At 65.3% G+C, this 22,488-nt stretch carries 21 protein-coding genes and 1 tRNA gene; 15 read left to right on the top strand and 7 right to left on the bottom strand.

Annotated features, from left to right (window positions below):
• Window positions 1–2 precede the first annotated feature (2 nt).
• Complete coding sequence (gene nth, locus NDI65_RS04490; RefSeq protein ID WP_089778848.1) at window positions 3–686, bottom strand: endonuclease III; 684 nt, start codon at window positions 684–686, stop codon at window positions 3–5.
• Window positions 687–787: 101 nt separating this feature from the next.
• Between nth and NDI65_RS04485 the strand changes: the two genes are divergently transcribed.
• Window positions 788–922, top strand: coding sequence for a hypothetical protein (locus NDI65_RS04485; RefSeq protein ID WP_256364947.1), 135 nt, complete (start codon window positions 788–790; stop codon window positions 920–922).
• Window positions 923–1,011: 89 nt separating this feature from the next.
• On the opposite strand, the gene NDI65_RS04480 is transcribed toward NDI65_RS04485, so the two are convergent.
• Entirely contained in the window at window positions 1,012–2,229 is a 1,218-nt protein-coding gene (locus tag NDI65_RS04480; RefSeq protein ID WP_089779916.1) for a proteasome-activating nucleotidase, read from the bottom strand.
• A 171-nt stretch (window positions 2,230–2,400) separates the two neighbouring features.
• Between NDI65_RS04480 and NDI65_RS04475 the strand changes: the two genes are divergently transcribed.
• Genes NDI65_RS04475 through rad50 form a run of 4 tightly spaced genes read left to right on the top strand, consistent with a single transcriptional unit; the run spans window position 2,401 to window position 7,143 of the window.
• Window positions 2,401–2,670, top strand: a complete 270-nt coding sequence (locus tag NDI65_RS04475; RefSeq protein WP_089778846.1) for a helix-turn-helix domain-containing protein — start codon at window positions 2,401–2,403, stop codon at window positions 2,668–2,670.
• A gap of 26 nt (window positions 2,671–2,696) precedes the next feature.
• Complete coding sequence (locus NDI65_RS04470) at window positions 2,697–3,104, top strand: hypothetical protein (protein WP_167344125.1); 408 nt, start codon at window positions 2,697–2,699, stop codon at window positions 3,102–3,104.
• Window positions 3,101–4,462, top strand: coding sequence for a DNA double-strand break repair protein Mre11 (gene mre11, locus NDI65_RS04465; protein ID WP_089778842.1), 1,362 nt, complete (start codon window positions 3,101–3,103; stop codon window positions 4,460–4,462). The genes NDI65_RS04470 and mre11 overlap by 4 nt, the downstream gene beginning before the upstream one ends.
• Window positions 4,459–7,143, top strand: a complete 2,685-nt coding sequence (gene rad50, locus NDI65_RS04460; protein WP_310893427.1) for a DNA double-strand break repair ATPase Rad50 — start codon at window positions 4,459–4,461, stop codon at window positions 7,141–7,143. Before mre11 ends, rad50 begins: the two co-directional genes overlap by 4 nt.
• Window positions 7,144–7,167: 24 nt before the next feature.
• Here rad50 and NDI65_RS04455 read toward each other — a convergent pair whose 3' ends face one another.
• The 3 genes from NDI65_RS04455 to NDI65_RS04445 are packed head-to-tail and all read right to left on the bottom strand — an operon-like array spanning window position 7,168 to window position 8,427.
• Window positions 7,168–7,560 carry a hypothetical protein gene (locus NDI65_RS04455; RefSeq protein WP_089778837.1) on the bottom strand — a complete coding sequence of 131 codons (393 nt, stop codon included), beginning with the start codon at window positions 7,558–7,560 and terminating at the stop codon, window positions 7,168–7,170.
• Window positions 7,561–7,587: 27 nt separating this feature from the next.
• On the bottom strand, window positions 7,588–8,193 hold the full coding sequence (locus NDI65_RS04450) for a hypothetical protein (protein WP_089778835.1): 606 nt from the start codon (window positions 8,191–8,193) through the stop codon (window positions 7,588–7,590).
• A gap of 48 nt (window positions 8,194–8,241) precedes the next feature.
• Window positions 8,242–8,427: a hypothetical protein gene (locus tag NDI65_RS04445; protein ID WP_089778833.1), complete on the bottom strand. Its 186-nt coding sequence runs from the start codon at window positions 8,425–8,427 to the stop codon at window positions 8,242–8,244.
• 105 nt (window positions 8,428–8,532) lie between these two features.
• Between NDI65_RS04445 and NDI65_RS04440 the strand changes: the two genes are divergently transcribed.
• The 9 genes from NDI65_RS04440 to NDI65_RS04400 all read left to right on the top strand — a co-directional run bounded on the left by NDI65_RS04440 (window position 8,533) and on the right by NDI65_RS04400 (window position 19,741).
• Window positions 8,533–12,540, top strand: a complete 4,008-nt coding sequence (locus NDI65_RS04440) for a DNA polymerase domain-containing protein (protein WP_310893426.1) — start codon at window positions 8,533–8,535, stop codon at window positions 12,538–12,540.
• A gap of 218 nt (window positions 12,541–12,758) precedes the next feature.
• Window positions 12,759–13,664, top strand: coding sequence for an ABC transporter ATP-binding protein (locus NDI65_RS04435; protein WP_089778830.1), 906 nt, complete (start codon window positions 12,759–12,761; stop codon window positions 13,662–13,664).
• Between the two features lie 12 nt (window positions 13,665–13,676).
• Window positions 13,677–15,107 carry a Fe-S cluster assembly protein SufB gene (sufB, locus tag NDI65_RS04430; RefSeq protein ID WP_007275079.1) on the top strand — a complete coding sequence of 477 codons (1,431 nt, stop codon included), beginning with the start codon at window positions 13,677–13,679 and terminating at the stop codon, window positions 15,105–15,107.
• 3 nt (window positions 15,108–15,110) lie between these two features.
• Window positions 15,111–16,319 carry a Fe-S cluster assembly protein SufD gene (gene sufD / locus NDI65_RS04425; RefSeq protein WP_089778828.1) on the top strand — a complete coding sequence of 403 codons (1,209 nt, stop codon included), beginning with the start codon at window positions 15,111–15,113 and terminating at the stop codon, window positions 16,317–16,319.
• Window positions 16,320–16,530: 211 nt separating this feature from the next.
• On the top strand, window positions 16,531–17,682 hold the full coding sequence (locus tag NDI65_RS04420; protein ID WP_082256368.1) for a succinylglutamate desuccinylase/aspartoacylase family protein: 1,152 nt from the start codon (window positions 16,531–16,533) through the stop codon (window positions 17,680–17,682).
• 66 nt (window positions 17,683–17,748) lie between these two features.
• The gene (locus NDI65_RS04415; RefSeq protein ID WP_042663528.1) at window positions 17,749–18,240 is read left to right on the top strand and encodes a rubrerythrin; all 492 of its coding nucleotides are present in this window, start codon (window positions 17,749–17,751) and stop codon (window positions 18,238–18,240) included.
• A gap of 4 nt (window positions 18,241–18,244) precedes the next feature.
• Window positions 18,245–18,697 (top strand): metal-dependent transcriptional regulator, encoded by a 453-nt coding sequence (locus NDI65_RS04410; protein WP_089778826.1) that lies wholly within the window; start codon window positions 18,245–18,247, stop codon window positions 18,695–18,697.
• A 75-nt stretch (window positions 18,698–18,772) separates the two neighbouring features.
• Window positions 18,773–18,876 (top strand) — tRNA-Gln (locus NDI65_RS04405).
• A 106-nt stretch (window positions 18,877–18,982) separates the two neighbouring features.
• The gene (locus NDI65_RS04400) at window positions 18,983–19,741 is read left to right on the top strand and encodes an FkbM family methyltransferase (protein WP_310893457.1); all 759 of its coding nucleotides are present in this window, start codon (window positions 18,983–18,985) and stop codon (window positions 19,739–19,741) included.
• 25 nt (window positions 19,742–19,766) lie between these two features.
• Here the strand turns inward: NDI65_RS04400 and NDI65_RS04395 are convergent, their stop codons facing one another.
• On the bottom strand, window positions 19,767–20,501 hold the full coding sequence (locus tag NDI65_RS04395) for an alanyl-tRNA editing protein (RefSeq protein ID WP_089778824.1): 735 nt from the start codon (window positions 20,499–20,501) through the stop codon (window positions 19,767–19,769).
• A 194-nt stretch (window positions 20,502–20,695) separates the two neighbouring features.
• Here NDI65_RS04395 and NDI65_RS04390 point away from each other — a divergent pair, with 194 nt between their 5' ends.
• A complete protein-coding gene (locus NDI65_RS04390) occupies window positions 20,696–21,388 on the top strand; it encodes an HD domain-containing protein (protein WP_089778822.1) in 693 nt (230 codons plus the stop codon).
• Window positions 21,389–21,442: 54 nt separating this feature from the next.
• On the opposite strand, the gene NDI65_RS04385 is transcribed toward NDI65_RS04390, so the two are convergent.
• Window positions 21,443–22,432, bottom strand: a complete 990-nt coding sequence (locus NDI65_RS04385) for an NAD-dependent epimerase/dehydratase family protein (protein ID WP_089778820.1) — start codon at window positions 22,430–22,432, stop codon at window positions 21,443–21,445.
• Window positions 22,433–22,488: the final 56 nt, after the last annotated feature.

Genomic DNA, 22,488 nt, shown 5'->3' with positions numbered 1-22,488 from the left:
GCTCACCACGCCTCGCCGCTGGCGAGGTCGACGTCGTGGTCGCGCTTCGAGGAGGGACAGATGCCTTCGAGCACGCACGCGTCGCAGTCGGGGTTGCGCGCGTCGCAGACGGCTCGCCCGTGGCTGATGAACAGGTGGGTGAACTGCTGCCAGTCGCGCTCGGGGACGACCGGCATCAGGTCCTCCTCGATTCGCTCGGGGTACTCCTCTTCGGTCAGCCCGAGGCGGCGCGAGAGCCGCTGGACGTGGGTGTCGACGACGATTCCCTCGACGATGTCGTGGCCGTGCTGGAGGACGACGTTCGCGGTCTTCCGGCCGACGCCGGCGAGGTCGGTCAGCGCGGACATGGTGTCCGGGACCTCGCCGTCGTGCTTTTCGATGATGTCCGCGCACGCGGAGCGGATGTACTTCGCCTTGTTGTTGTAGTAGGTGATGGAGCTGATGTCGTCGGCCAGCTCTTCTTGGTCGGCGGCGGCGTAGTCCGCCGCGTCGTCGTACTTCTCGAACAGCTCCGCGGTGACCTTGTTGACGCGCTCGTCGGTACACTGCGCCGAGAGCATGACGGCGATGAGCAGTTCGAGGCGGTTCGAGTAGGAAAGCGAGATGGTGGTGTCGGGGTACTCCTCGTACAGTCGGTCGAGGACCTCCTCGGCCTGCGCCTCGCGGCTTTCGAGTGGCGTGCCCATACCCGTGGGTTCGACCCGGTCGGTTTCAGTCGTTCGGGTTGGGCCGGTCGCCGGTGCCGAAATACCGACGATTTATGATTCACGACCGCGACCGACCGGGTATGTCCGCGCTCGAACTCCCCGGCCGACGCGAATCGTGGCTGACCGCGGCCGCGACGCTCGGCGGCTACGGTCTCATCCTCACTGCGATGTTCCTCGCGCTGTTCGTCCTCCCGTACTTCGCGTTCGCCGCGTAGCCACTCGGCGGTCGGCGTCGCGCGAAAAGTGAATCCGAACGGAGTCGAAACCCGAACTCGGGCGGAACGAAACGTGGCTCGCGCGTCGGTTACGCGAACGCGCGCGAGACTTCCGCCTCGTCCGAGGATTCCTGCTGAATCTTCTCCCAGGCGTCGAGGAAGTCCTGCATGTATATCTCCGTGCGGTCGTCGCGGATGGCGAACATGCCGGCTTCCGTACAGACGGCCTTGATGTCGGCACCGGAGGCGTTGTCGGCCATCTCGGCGAGTTCGACGAAGTCCACGTCGTCGGAGACGTTCATCTTCCGGGTGTGAATCTGGAAGATTATCTCGCGGCCGTCCTCGTTCGGCTTGGGCACCTCGATGAGGCGGTCGAACCGACCGGGGCGGAGAATCGCGGGGTCGAGCATGTCGAAGCGGTTGGTCGCCGCGATGATGCGGATGTTGCCGCGCTCGTCGAAGCCGTCCATCTCGGCGAGGAGTTGCATCATCGTGCGCTGGACCTCGGCGTCGCCGGAGGTCTTCGAGTCCGTGCGCTTCGAGGCGATGGCGTCGATCTCGTCGATGAAGATGACGGCGGGCTCGTTCTCGCGGGCGACCTCGAACAGGTCGCGGACGAGCTTCGCGCCCTCGCCGATGAACTTGTGCACCAGTTCGGAGCCGGCCATCTTGATGAACGAGGCGTTCGTCTGGTTGGCGACGGCCTTGGCGAGCATCGTCTTCCCGGTGCCCGGCGGGCCGTACAGGAGCACGCCGGACGGCGGGTCGATGCCCACCTTCTCGAACATCTCGGGGCGGTCGAGCGGCATCTCGACCGTCTCGCGGACCTCCTGCATCTGCTCTTCGAGTCCGCCGATGTCCTCGTAGGTCACGTCGGGGCTGTGTTCGACCTGCATCACGCGCGCCCGGACGTCCGTCTCCTTGTCGAGCCGCTTGACGATGGAGAGAGAGTTGTTCACGGCGACGCGCGCGTCGGGTTCGAGCTCCTCGCGCATCTCGTCTGTCACTTCGGTGAGGGCCTCTTGGTTGTTACCGTGCTGCTTGATGATGACCCCCTCGTCGGTGATTTCCTGAACCGTCGCAACGAAGAGCGGCGACTGCTTGAGCTTCTTGTTCTCGTGGGTGAGTCGCTCAAGCTTCTGTTGATACTTGTTGTTCTCGGCGTTCGTGTCGAGGAGCTTGTCGCGCATCTCCTCGTTCTGCGTTTCGAGAACTTCGAGCCGCTCTTGAAGGGCGGTGATCTTCTCCTGCTGCGACGCCGAGTCCTTATCGTAGGGAAGGTCGACGTCGTCCACAGTATCGGTCATCATCCGGCATAGGGTGCAGGTTCATAAGAGGCTTCGGGTGTGTGAGGGATTCGCCGCCTAGGGCGCGTCTCCCGCCCGGATGACGAGTCTGACGTGCGTCACATAAATTCCTAGCGGTAATAATTCTGGATAGCAAATATTATCTAATAGCATCGCTTGGTGTCTCGTACGATGAGCACTACGGAAGCAGCCGAACGCGAGTCCGAACCCGACGCAGACGACCGCTGGGCGTCGGTTCGGGACATGCCCCCGAGCGCGAAGTTGGTGGCGAAGATTCTCGACTACGAGGACACGCTCACCCAGAGTCAGATCGCCGAGGAATCGCTTCTACCACCGCGCACCGTCCGCTACGCGCTCTCCCGGCTGGAAGACGAGGGCGCGGTCGACTCCCGGTTTTCCTTTTCCGACGCGCGCAAGCGGCTCTACACGCTCAACATTTAAGTCCGAACGCGCGGCCACGTCGTCGCATGTCTTCGCCCGCTCCCGACGACGTCGGCCGCGCGCTCTCCGCGCTCGCCGACGCCGACGCCGATATCGACGACCGGCCCGGCGCCCGTCCGCCCGCCGAGGTCGTCGCCGACGCGCGTGACGCCTTCCAATCGCTTTCTTCCGCCGCCCGCTTTCTCTCCGACGGCGGCGAACTGACGCTCCGCCGAGCGGTCGGCGAGGCCGCCCGACGCGGGAACCACGACTGCGCGCGTTCCGGGCGGGCGCTCCTCGCCGACCTCGACCGGCTCCACGTCGCGCTCGCCGACGCGGCCGACGGGTCGAATCGGGACTCCCGTGCCGCTGAGGGACGACCGCGGGACCCCGACCACTTCCGCTCCGGTCGCACAACCGTTTTCAGCGGCGGTGTCGAACCGAGTGATAGATGACACGGGTGATACACACCGGCGACACCCACATCGGGTATCAGCAGTACCACTCGCCGGAGCGCCGACAGGACTTCCTCGACGCCTTCGAGCGGGTCGTCGCGGACGCGCTCGACGGGGACGTGGACGCCGTCGTCCACGCGGGCGACCTCTACCACGACCGCCGTCCCGAACTCCCCGACCTCCTCGGGACGCTCGCCGCGCTCCGTCGCCTCGACGACGCCGGGATTCCCTTCCTCGCCATCGTCGGCAACCACGAGTCGACCCGCGGGGGCCAGTGGCTCGACCTCTTCGAGCGCCTCGGACTGGCGACGAGACTGGGGCGCGACCCCCACGTCGTCGGCGACGTTGCGTTCTACGGCCTCGACCACGTGCCGCGCTCCCGCCGAGACGAACTCGACTACCGGTTCGAACCCGCCGACGCCGGCCGCGCGGTGCTCGTCGCCCACGGCCTCTTTACGCCCTTCGCGCACGCCGACTGGGAGACGGAAACCGTCCTCGACGAGTCGAACGTCGACTTCGACGCGGTCCTCCTCGGCGACAACCACGTCCCCGACACGGCCGACCTCGACGGGACGTGGGTGACCTACTGCGGGTCCACCGAGCGCGCGAGCGCGAGCGAGCGCGACCCCCGCGGGTACAACCTCGTCGAGTTCACGCCCGACGCGGTCGACATCCGCCGGCGGACCCTCGAAACGCGCCCGTTCGCGTTCGTCGAGGTCGACCTCGCCGGCGACGAGGGCATCGAGCGCGTCCGCCAGCGCGTCCGCGAGTTCGACGTCGAAGACGCGGTCGTCATCGTCGAACTGCGGGGCGAGGGCGACGCCGTCACGCCCGCGGCGGTCGAATCGTTCGCCGTCGAGGAGGGCGCGCTCGTCGCCCGCGTCAACGACAAACGCGACATCGACGACGACGCCGAACTGGCGGCGGACGTGACGTTCGCCGACCCCGACGACGCGGTGCGCGAGCGGGTCCGCGAGATGGGGCTGTCGAGCGCCGCCCTCGACGTGGACGAGACGGTCCGCGCGAGCAAGGTCGCCGACTCGAACGTCCGCGACGAGGTGCGCGAGCGCGTCGAATCGCTCCTCTCGGAGGACCCCGACGCCTTCGTCGCCGCCGAGAGCGAGGGCGAAGGCGAGAGCGGGGACTCGGCGGATACGGCGGTCGCTGAAGACGTTGAAGCCGCCGAAGACGCGGCTGAGACCGAACCCGAGCCGGAGGCGACGACCGACACCGACTCGGAACTGGCTGACGCCGACGCGACGACCGACACCGACTCGGAAACGACCGCCGAACCCGATTCGGAGTCCGCCGCGGACCCGGTGGCGAGCCGCGACAGCTCGCTGGGTGATTTCGCGTGAGGTTCACCCACATCGCCATCCGGAACTTCAAGCCCTACGAGGACGCCGAACTCGACCTCCGAGACGGCGTCACGGTCATCCACGGCGTCAACGGCAGCGGCAAGTCGTCGCTCCTCGAAGCGTGTTTCTTCGCGCTCTACGGCTCGAAGGCGCTCGCGGGGACGCTCGAAGACGTGGTGACGACGGGCGCGGACGACGCCGAAATCGCGCTCGAATTCGTCCACGACGGCGGCGAGTACCGCATCGACCGCCGGATTCGCGTCTCCGGCGACCGCGCGACCACCGCGAAGTGCGTCCTCGACGGCCCCGGTGGGACCGTCGAGGGTGCGCGCGACGTTCGCCGGCACGTCGCGTCGCTCCTGCGGATGGACGCCGAGGCGTTCGTGAACTGCGCGTACGTCCAGCAAGGCGAGGTCAACAAGCTCATCAACGCGACGCCGAGCCAGCGGCAGGACATGATAGACGACCTCCTCCAGCTCGGGAAGCTCGAAGCCTACCGCGAGCGCGCCGGCAACGCCCGGCTCGGGGTCGAGGACGTGCTGACGAAAAAGCGGAGCATCCTCGAAGACGTCGAGTCGCAAATCGAAGCCAAGGAGGACGCGGACCTCCACGCGACGCTCAACGCGCTCGAATCCGAACTCGACTCCCTCGACGAGGAGATTTCGAACTACGAGGCCCAGCGCGACAAGGCGAAGTCGGCGCTCGACGCCGCCGAGGCGACGCTCGACGAACACGCCGAAAAGCGGGAGCGACTGGACGAAATCGAGTCGGCCATCGAGGACCTGACCGCGAAAATCTCCGCGGACGAGACGAAGCGCGACGACCTCTCGGAGCGAATCCGCGACCTCGACGCCGCCGCCGACGACCTCGAATCGGACATCGACGACGCCCTCGCTCGGGCCGACCTCGACGACGCGAGCGACGGGGCGATAGCCGACGCGCGAGAGGCGCTTTCGGAGCGCGAGGCGGAGCTTCGCGACGACCTCTCGGATGCGCGGACGCGGGCGCAGGCGTTCGAGACGCAGGCCGAGCGGCTCGCGGAGCGCGCCGACGACCTCGAATCGCGCGCCGCGGAGAAACGCGAGGCCGCCGAGGCCGACGCGGAGACCGCCGCCGAGGCCGAGCGGGAACTCGAATCGTTCCGCGAGACGCGCGCCGAGCTTCGGTCGGCGCTCGACGACGCCGAAGCGCGGTTCGAAGACGCCCCCGTCGAACTCGGCGAGGCCGCGGACCTCCTCGAAGAACGACGCGAGGCGCGCTCCGAGGCCCGCGAGTCGCTCGCGGAGACGGAGACCGAACTGAAGAACGCGCGCGAGCGGCTCGCCGAGGCCGAGCACCTCCGCGACGCGGGCAAGTGCCCCGAGTGCGGACAGCCGGTCGAGGGGTCGCCCCACGTCGACGCCATCAGCGAGCGCGAGGCCGCGGTCGAGTCGCTGGAGGGCGACCGCGAATCGCTCGAATCGGCGGTCGAGTCGCGCTCGGCGGCCGTCGAAGCGGCCGAGGCGCTGGTCGAAGTCGAGACCCGCGCGAGTTCCCAGCGCGACAAACTCGACCTCGTGGAGGAACGCATCGCGGACCGCGAGGAGACGGTCGAGAGCCGCCGCGAGGCCGCCGAGGAGAAACGCGAGGCGGCCGCGGAACTCGAAGCCGAGTCCGAGGAGAAACGAGAGGCGGCGACGACGCAGGCCGAGCGGGCCGAGGAGGTCGCGGAGACGGTCGACTCGCTCGAATCAGACCTCGACGCGCTCGACGAGCGGCGCGACCGCCTCGACCGCGTCGAATCGCTGGTCGACGCGCGGGCCGAGAAAACCGACGCGCGGGACCGACTCCGCGAGAAGCGCGAGACGCTCGCCGAGGTGAACCGCGAGCGCCGCGAACACCTCCGAGAGCGCCGCGAGCGCCGCGACGAACTCCGCGAGACGGTCGACGAGGAGGCCGTCGAGGGGGCGAAACAGCGCAAAAAGAACGCCGCGGAGTACCTCGAACGGGTCGAAGACGAGGTGTTGCCGGAGTTGCGCGACGACCGCGACGAACTCCAGAGCCGGGTCGGCGGCGTCGAGGCCGAACTCGAACAGTTGGACGCCCTCCGGGAGCGCCGCGACCACCTCGCCGAGCGCGTAGACGCCCTCGAATCGGTCCACGAGGAGGTCTCGACGCTCGAATCGACCTACGGCGACCTCCGGGCGGAGCTTCGCCAGCGCAACGTCGAGGTGCTCGAACGGATGCTCAACGAGACGTTCGACCTCGTCTACGCCAACGACGCCTACTCGCGCATCCGACTCGACGGCGAGTACGGGCTGACGGTGTTCCAGAAAGACGGCACCACGCTCGAACCCGAACAGCTCTCGGGCGGCGAGCGCGCCCTGTTCAACCTCAGCCTCCGCTGTGCAATCTACCGGCTCCTCGCCGAGGGAATCGACGGCGCGGCCCCGCTTCCGCCGCTCATCCTCGACGAGCCGACGGTCTTCCTCGACGACGGCCACGTCTCGCGGTTGGTCGACCTCGTCGAGGACATGCAGAGCCGCGGCGTCAAGCAGATTCTCATCGTCAGCCACGACGACGAACTGGTCGGCGCGGCCGACGACCTCGTCCGGGTAGAGAAGAACCCGACGACGAACCGCTCGACGGTCGAGCGGACCGACGCGCCGACGCTCTCGGCGAGCGCCCTCGGGGACGACTGAGCCGTTCGATTCCGCCGCGCTAGCCTACTCGCGGCCGCCGTTCGCCCGCAGCAGTTCGACACCCTCTCTCGCGGCGTCGGTCGCCTCGTAGCCGCGCTCCCCGTAGACCGTGGTCTCGGCGACGAGGCCGGCGACCCGGAACTCGGTCAGGAGGCCGTGGAGGTCGCTCTCGCAGAGGTCGTAGGCCCCGAGGAGGTCGACCACGGGGAGCGGCCCGCGGTCGACGAGGTCGACGAGCAGGCCGAGGCCGCGCTCGGTCGGGACCGCGACGAGGATTCGCCGGACCGATTCGGGGACGGCGCGCGCGGCGGTTTCGAGCGGGGACTCGCCGGTCTCCGGGTCGCGGACGCGACTGGCGTCGCTCGACTGCTTGACGAGGAGGTACGTCCGTCCGTCAGGTCCGCGGACGGTTCGCATATGTGTCGGCGAAGGGCGCGACGACTGTTAGCGATTGCGCTCGGCGGCGTCTCCGGCGGGTTCGCGTGCCTCGTCTTCTCCCTCGGCGAGTCCGTCGTCGTTCGTTCCGTCGTCGTTCGTTCCGTCGTCGCTCGGGTCTTCGTCGCTTTCGTCCCCGTCGCTCTCGTCGTCCTTCCACGTCCCCCGCTTGAACTCCCGGTAGATGGAGTAGACGCGGACGAGCGCGACCGCGCCGAACAGAAAGATGCCGCCGCCGAGGAGCGTTTCGCCGCGGAAGTAGACGAGCATCGGGCCGATAGTGATGCCCGCGAGGCCCACGTTCGCGAGCACGACGCTCGCCCAGAACAGGCGTGCGACGGCGGGGTTCACGTCGGCCGAGAACTCCGGTGCGTCGTCGAAGCCGTCGCCAGTGCTGGCGTCTTCGCCGGGGATGCGGACGCGGGGTATCGTCGGGAGGTCCCGTTCTGGATCGCCCCAGCGAGATTCCGGGTCGGCCCAGTGGGCCCTGCGGTCGCCCCGCCGTTTTTTCGGGTCGAACGTCGAGGCCGTGTCCTCCGACGGACGCTCCGCGTCGTCGTCACCGTCGGCCGCGTCGGTGGGGGGCGTCCCCTCGCGTCGCTCGTCGTCCGTCACGCTCGCGTCGAGACGCCGTGCCGAGAAAAAGTGTCCGTTTCGGCCGGGTCAGGCGCAGTCGTCGAGGCGCATCGAGCGCGTGGCCTCGACCCACGCGAGTGGGTTCTCCGCGTCGTAGAACACCACGCCACCGTCGATATCGTAGGATTCGACCGTCTCGGCTCCCGTCGGACCAGCCGGTCCGTCGCCGTCGATCGTGCCATCCCACCGCTCCGGAGTTGCGTGGTCGGTCATATCGTGTGACAAGGAATGTCATACATGGGTAAATGTCTTTCCGTGATTCTCGGTGCGGTTCGCGGAAACGCCGGGGTTTTTAGCCGCGCCGCCGAAGCGACTGGCATGACGCAGACGGGTCTGACCGACTTCGGGGGGAACGACGCCGACGGCGCGGGCGACGCGCGGCCTGACGAGGAGGCCGCCATCGTCGCCGGCGACGCCGGCCAGCACGTCTCCGACGTCGTCGACACGGACGAGGTGCGGTTTCCCGACCCGGACGGGACGGTCGAACTGGCCGTCACGCAGGTCGACTACACCATCGAGGGCGCGGGCCGGGACGAGTACCCGGTGATTCACATCTTCGGTCGGACGGCGGACGACGAGACCGAACACGTCCGCGTGCTCGGGTTCCGGCCGTACTTCTACGCGCCCACGGACAGCCTCGACGACGACGCCCTCGACAAAGACGTAATCACCGGTACCGAGGACGGTTTCGAGAGTATTCGCGGCGAGGAACTGACGAAGATATTCGGTCGCACCCCCCGCGACGTCGGCCAGATTCGCGACGAGTTCGACCACTACGAGGCGGACATCCTCTTCCCGAACCGCCTGCTCATCGACAAGGACATCAAAAGCGGCGTCCGCGTCCCGGAGCGCCGCCTCGAAGACGGGACGATTCAGATTCCCCACCAGGAAGTCGCGCCCGCGGACGTCGACGCGAACCTCCGGGTGAACACCTTCGACATCGAGGTCAACGACCGGAACGGCTTCCCCGAGGAGGGAGAAGAGCCGATTATCTGTCTGACCAGCCACGACTCCTACCGCGACGAGTACGTCGTCTGGCACGCCGTCGCCGAAGACGGCCTCGGCAAGCGCCCCGATTCGTTGCCGAACTACGACTTTCTCGGGGAGGACGCGGACGTGGAGGTCAGGACGTTCGACGAGGAGGCCGAGATGCTCGACGCCTTCCTTACCTACATCGAGGAGACCGACCCGGACATCCTCACCGGGTGGAACTTCGAGGACTTCGACGCGCCGTACTTCCTCGACCGGTTGGAGGAGGTCGACCCGACGACCGACCTGAACCTCGACTACAACCGCATGTCGCGGCTCGGCGAGGTCTGGCGCGGCGGCTGGGGCGGCCCGGACATCAAGGGCCGCGTCGTCTTCGACCTGCTGTACGCCTACAAGCGCACCCAGTTCACCGAACTCGAATCCTACCGCCTCGACGCGGTCGGCGAACTCGAACTCGACGCGGGCAAGGAGCGCTACTCGGGCGACATCGGCGACCTCTGGGAGGAAGACCCCGAGCGCCTGCTCGAATACAACCTCCGCGACGTGGAGCTGTGCGTCGAAATCGACCGGAAACAGGACATCATCGCCTTCTGGGACGAGGTGCGGACGTTCGTCGGCTGTAAGCTCGAAGACGCGCCGACGCCCGGCGACACCGTCGACATCTACGTGCTCCACAAGGTCCACGGCGAGTTCGCGCTCCCCTCGAAGGGCAAACAGGAGTCGGAGGACTACGAGGGCGGAGCCGTCTTCGACCCCATCACCGGCGTCAAGGAGAACGTCACGGTGCTCGACCTGAAGTCGCTGTACCCGATGTGCATGGTGACCATCAACGCGTCGCCGGAGACGAAGGTCGACCCCGAGAGCTACGACGGGGAGATGTTCCGAGCGCCCAACGGGACGCATTTCCAGCAGGAACCGGACGGCATGATTCGGGAGATGGTCGACGAACTCCTCACCGAGCGGGAGGACAAGAAGTCGCTGCGGAACTCCCACGACCCCGGCTCGTCGGAGTACGAGCAGTTCGACCGCCAGCAGGCCGCGGTGAAGGTCATCATGAACTCGCTGTACGGCGTGCTGGGCTGGGACCGCTTCCGCCTCTACGACAAGGAGATGGGCGCGGCGGTGACGGCGACCGGCCGGAAGGTCATCGAGTTCACGGAGCAGGCCGCGAACCAAATCGGCTACGACGTGGCCTACGGCGACAGCGTGACGGGAGATCGCCCGGTCGTCGCCAGAGACCCCGGTGGGACTGTTCGAATCCTTCCTATCGAGGACTTGTTTGCCCGCGGAACGACTGAATCTGAGGTGCTCATCGCTGCCGACGGGGACGTCGTCGCAAGTGCCACTCCCGGGAAGACTCGCCGAGCGCTCGACGGGTGGGACGCCCTCTCTGTGAACGAAGATGGAGAGGCGGAGTGGCAACCGATTGCGCAGGCGATTCGCCATAAAACGGACAAACCGGTGGTGAACCTCCAACACAAGTTCGGTGAGTCGACGACGACGAGAGACCACTCGTACGTCGTCCCCGGTGAAGACGGCCTCACAACTGTCTCTCCGGACGACGTGGCGGAGCCGTATCGCGTCTCCGGGGTGCCCGACGTCGAGCCTGTCGAGCGGGTCGACGTCTACGAGGTCCTTCGTGGGTACGAACGCGAGTACGAGGACGGACGGAGCGTCGGGAGCGATAATTCGATAACGAAGCGGAAACAAATCCACGCGGACGACGAGTATGTCTGGTTCGGCCACGAGCACCACCGAGACGTCGACTCGACCGTCAAAGTCAAACGATTCGTCGATATCGACAGTGAAGATGGTGCAGCACTCATTCGGCTCCTCGGTGCGTACGTCCCTGAAGGAAGCGCATCCACTGGCGAGACGGCGACGTCGAAATTCGGGGCAAGTATCGCTGAATCCGACCGTGAGTGGCTAGCCCAACTCCAGCGAGATTACTCTCGACTGTTCGAGAACACGACCGCCGGTATCATTACGAGCGACCGACGAGCGGAGCGAACCGCCGAGTATCAAACGGACACAGGCGGTGCGTCGGTCACGTACAATGACGAGACGCTGAAACTGCAGATGATGAACGAACTCGCTGCTGTGTTCTTCCGCGAGTTCGCAGGGCAGACGTCGCGTGGTAAACGGATTCCTTCATTCGTCTTCCACCTTCCTGAGGAGAAGCAAGACCTGTTCCTGACGTTGCTCGTCGAAGGCGACGGGTCCCGCGAATTCCCACGATACACCGAAGCGTACGCACAGCGGAACTTCGACTTCGAGACGACGAGCCGAGAACTTGCTGCCGGTCTCTCGATGTTGCTCACGCAACGGGGGCAAAAACACTCGCTCAAGTATCGCAACAGCAAAGACTCGTACACTATTCGGACGTGTGGCACCTACCGGAAAGGCCGAGACCCCGTGCTGACCGAAGTCGACCACGACGGCTATGTGTACGACCTGAGCGTCGAAGAAAACGAAAACTTCGTCGACGGTGTTGGAGGTATTGTCCTTCACAACACCGACAGCGTCATGCTCGAACTCGGCCCCGACGTGTCGAAACAGGAGGCCATCGAGCAGTCGTTCGACATCGAGGAGCACATCAACGCCGCCTACGACGACTTCGCGCGCGACGAACTGGGCGCGGACGACCACCGCTTCCAAATCGAGTTCGAGAAGCTCTACCGGCGGTTCTTCCAGGCGGGGAAAAAGAAGCGCTACGCCGGTCACATCGTCTGGAAGGAGGGCAAGGACGTCGACGACATCGATATCACGGGCTTCGAGTACAAGCGCTCGGACATCGCGCAGATAACCAAGGAGGTCCAGAAGAACGTCATCGACATGATCGTCCACGGCGAGGACACCGAGGTCATCAAGGACTACCTCCACGACATCATCACCGACTTCGAGTCGGGGAACCTGCCGCTCGAACAGGTCGGCATCCCCGGCGGCATCGGCAAGCGCCTCTCGGCGTACGAGACGCCAACCGCGCACGTCCGCGGGGCGCAGTACGCGAACGCCTTCCTCGGCACGAACTTCGGCCGCGGGTCGAAGCCGAAGCGGGTCTACCTCAAGAAGGTCCACCCGTCGTGGTTCCGCGAGATGGAGTCCGGCGGGTTCGACCCGCAGGTCGACGACCGCTACCGCGAGTTCAAGCGCGACCCCGACGTCATCTGCTTCGAGTACGCAGACCAGATTCCGGAAGAGTTCGAAGTCGACTGGGAGACGATGCTCACCAAGACGCTCGAAGGGCCCATCTCCCGCGTCATCGAGGCGCTCGGCATGTCGTGGGACGAGGTGAAAAGCGGGCAGGAACAGACCGGCCTCGGAAGTTTCATGTGAGCGGTCGCATCGGCGACTAATGAAACTATATTTGGTTACATAGGTGGACGGCTCGTAACGTTGTTCGGCTGTCCGAAACCCGGACGCCCGTCGCGAATCGGCGCAATTCTTTTTGGATTTGAAAACAAATTTTCTTTCTACAAAAGGTGGCGGGGGTGAATGCGCAAGCATTATGGGCGATACTCCCCACCGTTCGAGTACGAGGCAACGAACCAACGATGGCAACTCTCGAGATCAAGAACCTCCACGCACGAGTCGCGGAGGAAGACGGTGAGCAGATTCTGCGAGGTGTCGACCTGGAAGTCAAATCCGGCGAGATCCACGCGCTGATGGGTCCCAACGGGTCCGGCAAGTCTACGACTTCTAAAATCATCGCCGGGCACCCCGCCTACGAAGTAACCGACGGCGAAATCCTCCTTCACCTGGAGGACGACGACTTCGGCGACCTCGAAATCCCGGACGACGCCCGCACGTGGAACCTTCTGGAACTGGAGCCGAACGAGCGCGCCGCGCTCGGCATCTTCCTCGGCTTCCAGTACCCCGCGGAAATCGAGGGCGTCACCATGACGAACTTCCTCCGCACCGCGCTCAACGCGAAGATCGACGAGCGCGAGGAGCTCCTGTTCGGCGAGGACGACGACGAGGAAGAAGAGGAAGCCGGCTACGACACCTCCCCGATGGAGGGTAACGTCGATGACGGCGAAGTCGGCGTCGCCGAGTTCCAGAAGCTCCTCAAAGAGAAGATGGAGCTTCTCGACATGGACGAGAAGTTCATGCAACGCTACCTCAACGCCGGCTTCTCCGGCGGCGAGAAGAAACAAAACGAGGTCCTTCAGGCCGCGATTCTCGAACCGTCGATTGCGGTTCTCGACGAGATCGACTCCGGTCTCGACATCGACCGCCTGCAGGACGTCTCGAAGGGTATCAACGCGCTGCGCGACGAGCAGGGCACGGGTATCCTCCAGATCACTCACTACCAGCGTATCCTCGAATACGTCGAGCCGGACCACGTCCACATCATGCTGGACGGCAAGGTCGTCAAGAGCGGCGACGCCTCGCTCGCGTCCGAACTCGAAGACAAGGGCTACGACTGGGTCCGTGAGGAAGTGTACGAAGCCGCGTAATCCCCCAACATCATGAGTTCCGACCAAGACCACCTCAAAGAGACAGATACGGAAGCTCGCTTCGAGTTCAAGAAGGAGCAGAAGGCCGCGTTCGTGGCCGAGAAGGGTCTCACCGAAGAGACCATCCGCGTCATCTCGGAGGACAAAGACGAGCCCGAATGGATGCTTGAGCGCCGCCTTCGCGCGCTCAAGCAGTACCAGAAGATGCCGATGCCGACCGACTGGCCCGGCCAGCCGGACCTCTCCGAGGTCAACGTGGACGAAATCGTCCCGTACATCCGCCCGGACGTGGAAGTCCGCGGCGGCGTCGACGACTGGCGCGACCTGCCGGACGACATCAAGGACACCTTCGACAAGCTGGGCATCCCGGAAGCCGAGAAGAACGCCCTCTCGGGCGTCGGCGCCCAGTACGAGTCCGAAGTCGTCTACCAGAACATGCAGGAGCGCTGGGAGGAGAAAGGCGTCGTCTTCATGAACATGGACCAGGCGGTCCAGGAGCACGAAGACATCGTCAAGGAGTACTTCATGACGAAGTGCGTCCCCCCGAGCGACAACAAGTTCGCCGCGCTTCACGGCGCAATCTGGTCCGGCGGCTCGTTCGTCTACGTCCCCGAGGACGTGACGGTCGAGATGCCGGTGCAGGCGTACTTCCGCATGAACTCCGAGGGCATGGGCCAGTTCGAGCACACGCTCATCGTCGCGGAGAAGGGCTCCGAAGTCCACTACATCGAGGGCTGTTCGGCCCCGAAGTACTCCGCGTTCAACCTCCACTCCGGCGGCGTCGAAGTGTTCGTCGGCGAGGACGCCCACGTCCAGTACTCGACCGTCCAGAACTGGTCGAAGAACACCTACAACCTCAACACCAAGCGCGCCATCGTCGAGAAGGGCGGCCGCATGGAGTGGATTTCGGGCTCGATGGGCTCGAAGGCAACCATGCTCTACCCGGCCTCGATTCTGAAGGGCCGCGGCGCTTCCGACAACCACATCACCATCGCCTTCGCGGGCGAGGGTCAGAACATCGACACCGGCGCGAAGGTGTACCACAACGCCCCCGAGACGAAGTCGACCATCGAGTCGAAGTCCATCTCGAAGGACGGCGGCCGCACGAACTACCGCGGTCTCGTCCACATCGCCAACGGCGCGAAGAACTCCTCGACCGCGGTCGAGTGTGACGCGCTCATGTTCGACAACGAGTCCACCTCGGACACGATGCCGTACATGGAGATTAACGAGTCGCAGGTCGACGTCGCCCACGAGGCGACCGTCGGCAAGATCGGCGACGAGGACATCTTCTACCTCCAGTCGCGCGGTCTCGACGACGACGACGCGAAGCAGATGATCGTCTCCGGGTTCATCGAACCCATCACGGAGGAACTGCCCATCGAGTACGCGGTCGAACTCAACCGACTCGTCGAACTCGAAATGGAGGGTAGCCTCGGATAACCAATGAGCGCGCAACTTCCCGCAAACCTGTCCGCAGAGACGGTACGAGAGATTTCGGACGCACGGGACGAGCCGGAGTGGCTCCTTGAGGCCCGCCTCGAAGCGCTCGAAGCACTCGACGAGCTCGAACTGCCGGACGTCATCCAGACGCCCGGTCGCCGCTGGACGAACCTCGAAGCCCTCGACTTCGAGTCGCTCGTCGACCCGCTGAATCAGGCCGACGAGACGACCCGCGAGTCGCCCGAGGGCGTCGTCGTCCTCCCCTTCACGGAGGCGCTCGACGAGTACGGCGACCTCATCGAGGAGCGCTTCGGCTCGGTCGTCGACCCCGAGACGAACTACCTCACCGCCCTCTCGGCGGCGCTGTTCACGACGGGCACGTTCATCTACGCCCCCGAGGGCGTCGACGCCGAGGACGTGAAGATTCGCGCCGAGATGAACTCTCGGTCGCTGTTCAGCCACACGCTCGTCGTCACCGAGCAGTCCTCGTCGGTCACCATCCTGGAGGCCATCGAGTCCGGCGACAGCATCGACGACGCGCGGTACTTCTCGAACCTCGTCGAAATCGACGCGGGCGAGAACTCGTACGTCCAGTACGGCTCCCTGCAGAACCTCGACGAGGAGACGTACACGTACTCGCTCAAGCGCGCCGACGCCGACACCTACTCGACGGTCAACTGGATCGAGGGGAACCTCGGCTCGCGGCTCACCCGCAGCGACGTCGAGACCGAACTCAACGGCGAGGCGTCGGAGACGAAAATCGTCGGCGCGTTCTTCGGTCACGACGACCAGCACCTCGACGTCAACGCCCGCGTCTGGCACAAAGCCGAGAACACGACGGCCGACCTCGTGACCCGCGGCGTCCTCGACGACGAGGCGCGCTCGGTGTACGAGGGCGTTCAGGACGTCGGCCGCGACGCGTGGAGCACGAACTCCTACCAGCGCGAGAACACGCTGATGCTCTCGGACCAGTCCGAGGCCGACGCGTCGCCGAAGCTCATCATCAACAACCACGACACCGAGGCGTCCCACGCCGCCTCCGTCGGGCAGGTCGACGCCGAGGACCTCTTCTATATGGTCTCTCGGTCCGTTCCCGAAGAACAGGCCCGTAACATGCTCGTGGAGGGCTTCTTCGTGCCCGTCCTCGAAGAGATTGCAGTCGACGAGTTCCGCGACGACCTCGAAGAGCTCATCGCCGCGCGGCTGCGCTGAGACGCGCCCGATAGCTCGCTGCTTTATTCTCAGATTTTATATATCCTGTCTTCCGCAGGAGCGGCAGATAGTCGGAAAACAGTCGTTTCGGCGTGATACTCCCGGATGGCGGTCCGTCACGAAAATGTCTATCTACCAATGTTTTTGCTTGCGCTCGACGTATTCTCTCCCGTCCGGGGTGGAGTACAACCGTCCAACCGGAGGGAGTACAATGTCAAGCAACAACGACGGAGAGTCATTCCGATACGACGCCGAGGTTCGCCCCGGTGAGAAACGACACATCATGTACGAGGTGGGAGAGTCCTTCCTCGGTGACCCGATAGAGATTCCGGTCACAATCATCAACGGTGTGAACAAGGGACCGCGGGTGTTCGTGAGTGCGGCGATGCACGGTGACGAGGTCAACGGCGTAAAAGTCGTCCAGGAGGTGGCAGACCGCTACGATCCACAGGAACTGTCCGGAACTATCGTCTGCCTGCACGTCCTCAACGTGCCGGGCTACCGCGCGCACCTGCGGTACCTGCCCATCTACGACCGCGACCTGAACCGGTCGTTCCCCGGGTCCGAGAACGGAAACGAAGGAAAACGCATCGCCAAGGTCATCTACGACCGATTCGTCTCCAACTGCGACATCGGTGTGGACTTCCACACGTCGACGCGGAACAAAGTGACCATCTTCCACACGCGCGCGGACATGAGCGACCCCGCAGTGGCCGAGGTTGCGAACGCCTTCCTCTCGACTATCGTCCTCGACGGGGCCGGTGCCGAGGGGATGATGCGGCGTGTCGCGTCGGAAGACGGGATTCCAACCATCACCGTCGAGATGGGCGAGGCCCACCGGTATCAACCGGCGATGGTCGACCTCGCGCTCGAAAACTTGCACAACCTCTTTGCCTACTTCGGCCTGATAGACGAGGAGTTCGAGACCGAACCGGCGTGGCAACGCATCGTCGGGCCGAAAGAGAAGAAGTGGATTCGGTCGACTGCGGGCGGGTGGGTAGATATGGACTGGGGGCCGTACCCGATCGTCGAGGAGGGGAACTCCGTCTGTACCATCTCTGACCACTTCAAACGCGAAGAACACGTCGTCGAAGCACCCTTCACGGGACTCGTCATCGGGATGGCCGCGAACCCGATAACCGTCCCCGGGCAGATTATCGCGCACGTCGTCTCTATCGACGACGACGACCGGAAGGTCATCGAGCAAATCGTCGACGAACAAGGATACAGCAGAATTGGCACCTACCACTGGATGGGTCGCCGCACGACGCCGAACGAGGACGTAGAACGGGCCCGAAGAGGCTCGACGACTCCCGAGGAGTCCGAGACGGACGAGTCGGAACCCGAAAGGGGAACCGCTTAAGTTCGTAACAGACTCACCTCTGAGTATGACTCAGCTGGTATCGCACGCAAACGGAGGACGCCGCCGATGAGCGTCGGGTATCAGGTCACGTCGGACCACCAACTCGCTCGGCTGCTCCAAATCGGAATCGTCCTCGAAGAAGTCGTGGAGGCGCGCGCCTACCACCACTACGAAGAGCTCGACGACGAGGAACTCGACGAAGAGATTCGTGACCTCCTGTCGCACGCCGCCGAAGAGTCGGCCGACCACCGAAACCGACTCGAAGCGGTCATCGAGCGTTTAGACGTCGACAGCGTCCCCTTCGAGGAGATCGAGGCGCTGGTCGAGGCCCAGTACGGCCAGACGAAACCCGAGGACTTCGACGGCGTTCTCTACGACCAGCTCTGTAACGAGGAGACCGCCTATAAGTTCTACGACGACGTCATCGAGGCCATCGAGGCGAGCGAGGTACAGTTCTCTATCGACCGCGAGGAACTCGTCGCGACGCTGTCGTCGATTCGCGAGGAGGAGGCCGAGGGCGTAGAAGAAGTGACGCGAATCATGGAAGACCGCGAGTGAAACGATGAACACGGCAGACCAATACGTCAAGGCGATTTACCTGTTGCAGGAGATGGAGAACGGCCCGGCAGCCACGGGCGCGCTCGCGGACATGATGGAGGTGAGTCCGGCGAGTGCGAACGAGATGATCGGCAAGCTCGAATCCCGTGGCCTCGCCGAACACGAGAAGTACAAGGGCGTCACGCTCACGGACGACGGCATCGTCCGCGCCCGCGACGCGCTCCAGACCTACTGCATCATCGAGCGCTTCCTCTCGAACGTCCTCGACGTCGAGGAGTTCCGCGCGGAGGCCCGCGAGCTCGAACCCGTCATCGACGGGATGATCGCGGAGCGACTCGACACCATCATCGACCGCAACTCCGACTGTCCCGACTGTTTCGACCCCGAGACCGACGCCTGCGAGTATCTCGACGTGTGCGGCGCGGAACCCGAGACGGAGACGGAAGCCGCCGATTAGTCGCTGACGCGACCGACCGGAACCGAAGCGTTTTCATTTACCAGCGGACAACCGACGAGTGGACGACATCACCGAAGTCCCGTGGTGTAGTGGCCAATCATAGCGGCCTTTGGATTGGTACGGTTCAATGCGTGCCGAGAAGACAGCCGCTGACGGCGGTTCGAATCCGCCCGGGACTACTCGACACTTCTCCGACGACCTACCGCGAAGAGCGTGGCGCTTCGCCGCCGAGCGATTTTTATCGGCACACAATGACAGTACACCAACGTGTCTCTCCTGCACCCGGTGTCGGCCGCTCGCCACCTCGCGTACTCCCTCCACTACGCGCTCGTCCGGGCGAACTACGAGCGACGGCTCGTCGCCACGAAGAAACACGTCGGGCGGACGAGTTTCAGGAGCTACGAACTGTACAACCGCCACGGCAACGACGTGCTCTTACAGGCGCTGTTGCTCGGTCTCGACGACGGCGACGTGGTCGTCGACGTGGGCGCGAACACGGGCACCTACACCCTCGCGGTCGCGGCCAGCGAGCCCTCGGCGCGGGTGGTCGCCGTCGAGCCGCATCCCGAGGTCGTCGACCAGTTGCGGGCGAACGTCGAGGTCAACGACTTCGACGACCGGGTGGACCTGCTCGACTGCGGCCTCGGTGAAGCCGACGAATCGCGGGCGTTCCACCTGTCGAGCTACGACGAACTGGGGTCGTTCTCGCGGGACCACGCGAGCGCGTGGGCGGCGCGGGTCGTCGACACGGCGTCGGTGTCGATGCGGCGGCTCGACTCGCTCGTCGATTCTGGGACGGTCCCGCCGCCGGACCACCTGAAAGTCGACGTCGAAGGGTTCGGGCTGAACGTGCTCCGAGGGGCGGAAGCGGTCCTCGGTGAGCACCGGCCGACGGTGTATTTCGAACTGCACGACGCCCGCGGGAGCCACGACGAGGCGGCGGCGAAGGCCCTGCTCCGCGAGGCGGGCTACGAACTGGTCCCGGTCCGCGAGGGCTGGGTCTGCGAGCCGCGGGCGCGGACAGACGCGACCCAGTCGGGGTAGTCGGTGGGGGGTCGGGCCGAATCGGTTATTCGAGGACGAAGTTCACGCGCTCGTGCGCCGAGCCTTGGGTCGTCCGGCCGGTGACGGAGACCGGGCCGACGTCGCCCGTCGACGCGGCGTGGGTCCCGGCGCAGGCGGTTCGGTCGAAGGGGTCGTCCGCGTCGCCGATTTCGACGATTCGGACCTCGCGAATCGAGTCCGGAAGCAGGTGCAGGCGGGTTCGCTCGGGGTCGAGCGTCGCCTCGGCCTCCTCGCGGTCGAGGCTGTACCACCGGACGGGGAGATCGGACGCGACGAGGTCGTTCAGGCGCGTCTCGATGGTCCGGAGGTCGTCGTCGTCGAAGCGGTCGTAGGCGCAGTCGAGGTGCGCGTGGTCGGCGTACAGTTGGTTGCCGGTCGTCTCGGCGTCGAACTCGTCGAGGAGGACCGCAGAGAGGAGATGCTGGGCCGTGTGGTAGCGGCTGTGTGCCCGCCGCCGCGCCGCGTCGACGCGTCCGAAGACGGCCGTTCCCGGCTCGGGGGCGTCGCCCGCGACGACGTGTTCGATTCGGTCGCGTTTCCGTACGTCCGTCACGTCCCACGTCTCGCCGTCGCCGCTCTCGCCGTCTCTCGATAGGGTGCCCGTGTCGTTCGGTTGGCCGCCGCCGGTCGGGTAGAAATAGGTCCGGTCGAGGACGACGCGGTCGCTTCCGCGGACCGTCTCGACGGTCGCCTCGAACTCGTGTGTTTCCGCGTCGTCGAGGTATCGTGCGTCGGTCACGGCGGAGACGATGCGGCCGGGTGAGTTAACTCTCGCCGATGTGCCACGGGTTCACACCACCGGCCACGAGACCCGGTCTGTTCGCCCGAGAGCACGGTTCCCGCGACTCAGGGTGTCGTAACGCCTAAGAGTGGAACGACCCTCATTCCGTGTAATGAGAATACGCACGTGCCAACACCGACGGAGGTTCTGCCGTGGGCGTTGAAATCAAAGAGTCGGCGGTCTCCGACGCCGAGTTCGAGGACATGAAGCGCTTCGTCTCGGACTATCTCTCTGCGAGCGTCGAAAACGAAGACGACGGCGGGCGGATGCGCTGGTACCCGTGGCACTCCGCGGAGTACCGGTTCAACCACATCCTCAACGTCGTCGACCTCGCGACGCGCATCGCCGACCGCGAGGGCGCGGACGTGAACGTCGTCCGCGTGGCCGCCCTCTTTCACGACATCTCGAAGCTCGAAGCCGACCAGGACGTCCACGCCGAGGAGGGGGCTCGCGTCGCCCGCGAGTTCCTCAGCAGCCACGGCGACTACCCCGAGTCGTTCGTCGACCAGGTGTGTCAGGTCGTCTCCGACCACTCGTATCAGGGGTCGCTGACGGACGTGTCGCTGGAGACGCGCTGTCTCATCGAGGCGGATATCCTCGACAAAATCGGCGCGAACGGCACCGCGTTGATGCTCCTTCGGATGGGCTACGAGGCGCGGACCCACATGGACGCCGCCGAGATGGTCGAGCGCGTCTTCGAACGCGGCCGCGACGCCTCCGCGCGACTCGAAACCGACACGGCCCAGAGCTTCGCACACCAGCGGCTCAAGCGCGTCAAGTGGTTCCGCGAGTGGCTCGAAGAGGAGGTCCCCGAGATGGACCACGACGGACAGTTCAGCGGCTGAGTTCGTCTGGTTCGCCGCCTCGCCGCCTCGGTTCTTCGAGCGAGTCTCCCCGCCTCAGAGCGTGTCGAGAATCGAAAGCACGCGTTCTTCGGCGTCGCGACCGGGGTCGTGTTCGGAGCCGTCGCGGTCGCTCTCGCGGTGGTCGGCGACCGACCGGCGCATCGCCTCCTCGACGGGAGTGGACCCCCAGCCGAGGCTGGCGAGTTTGTCCGTCGAGAGGACGTGCGGGTAGTCGCGGTAGAGGATGAAGTCGTCCATCGAGAGGTCGGCCGCGGCGAGTTCGCGCTCGCCCGCGTGGACGACCTCGACGTCGGTGCCCGCGGCGTCGGCGATGACCTCGACCATCTCTTCGAGCGTGACGAGTCGTCTGTCGCCGACGTTGTAGGCCTCGCCCGCCTCGCCCTCCTCGGCGACGATTCGCATCGCGCTCGCCACGTCCTCGACGTAGGCGCGGTGCCAGACGTTCGTCCCGTCGCCGGGGACGACGACCCGGTCGTAGTTCAGCACGCGGTCGATCCAGTAGTCGAGGCGCTCAGTGTAGTCCTCGGGTCCGTAGACGATACACGGGCGGACGGACATCGCGTTGATGCCCCGCGAGGCCGCCTCGAAGACGACGCGGTCGCCCTCGGCCTTCCGCGGGCCGTAGCTCGCGCCCGAGTCGTCTGCCGCCTGCTCGTCGGTGCAGTCGCAAAGCGGCGTCTCGTTTTCGCGCTTCGGGATGACCTCGCTTCCGTAGGCCGCGCCGCTTGAGATGTAGACGTACGCGTCCACGTCGGCGAAGATATCGACCGCCGAAGCGACCTCGGCGGGCTTGTACGCCACGCAGTCGAACACCGCGTCTGGTTCGACGGTCAGTTTCGCGGTTCGGAGCGCCTCGTCGTCCGTTCGGTCGCCCTGGACGTGCTGGACGCGCGGGTCGTCCTCGAAGGGGTTGTCGTGGTTCCCGCGGTTGAAGATGGTCACCGCGTAGCCGCTGTCGAGGAGTTCCGAGACGAGGTGGCGGCCGATGAACCGCGTGCCGCCGATGACGAGTGCGTTGTCCATGTCCCGGTCGAGGGTGCGCGCGGTGAAAAACGTGCGAGAATCGGTGGCGGGTGCCG

The sequence above is a fragment of the Haloferax sp. S2CR25 genome (assembly GCF_031624535.1).
GTDB lineage: Archaea > Halobacteriota > Halobacteria > Halobacteriales > Haloferacaceae > Haloferax > Haloferax massiliensis.
This window is presented reverse-complemented; position numbering and strand designations above follow the sequence as displayed.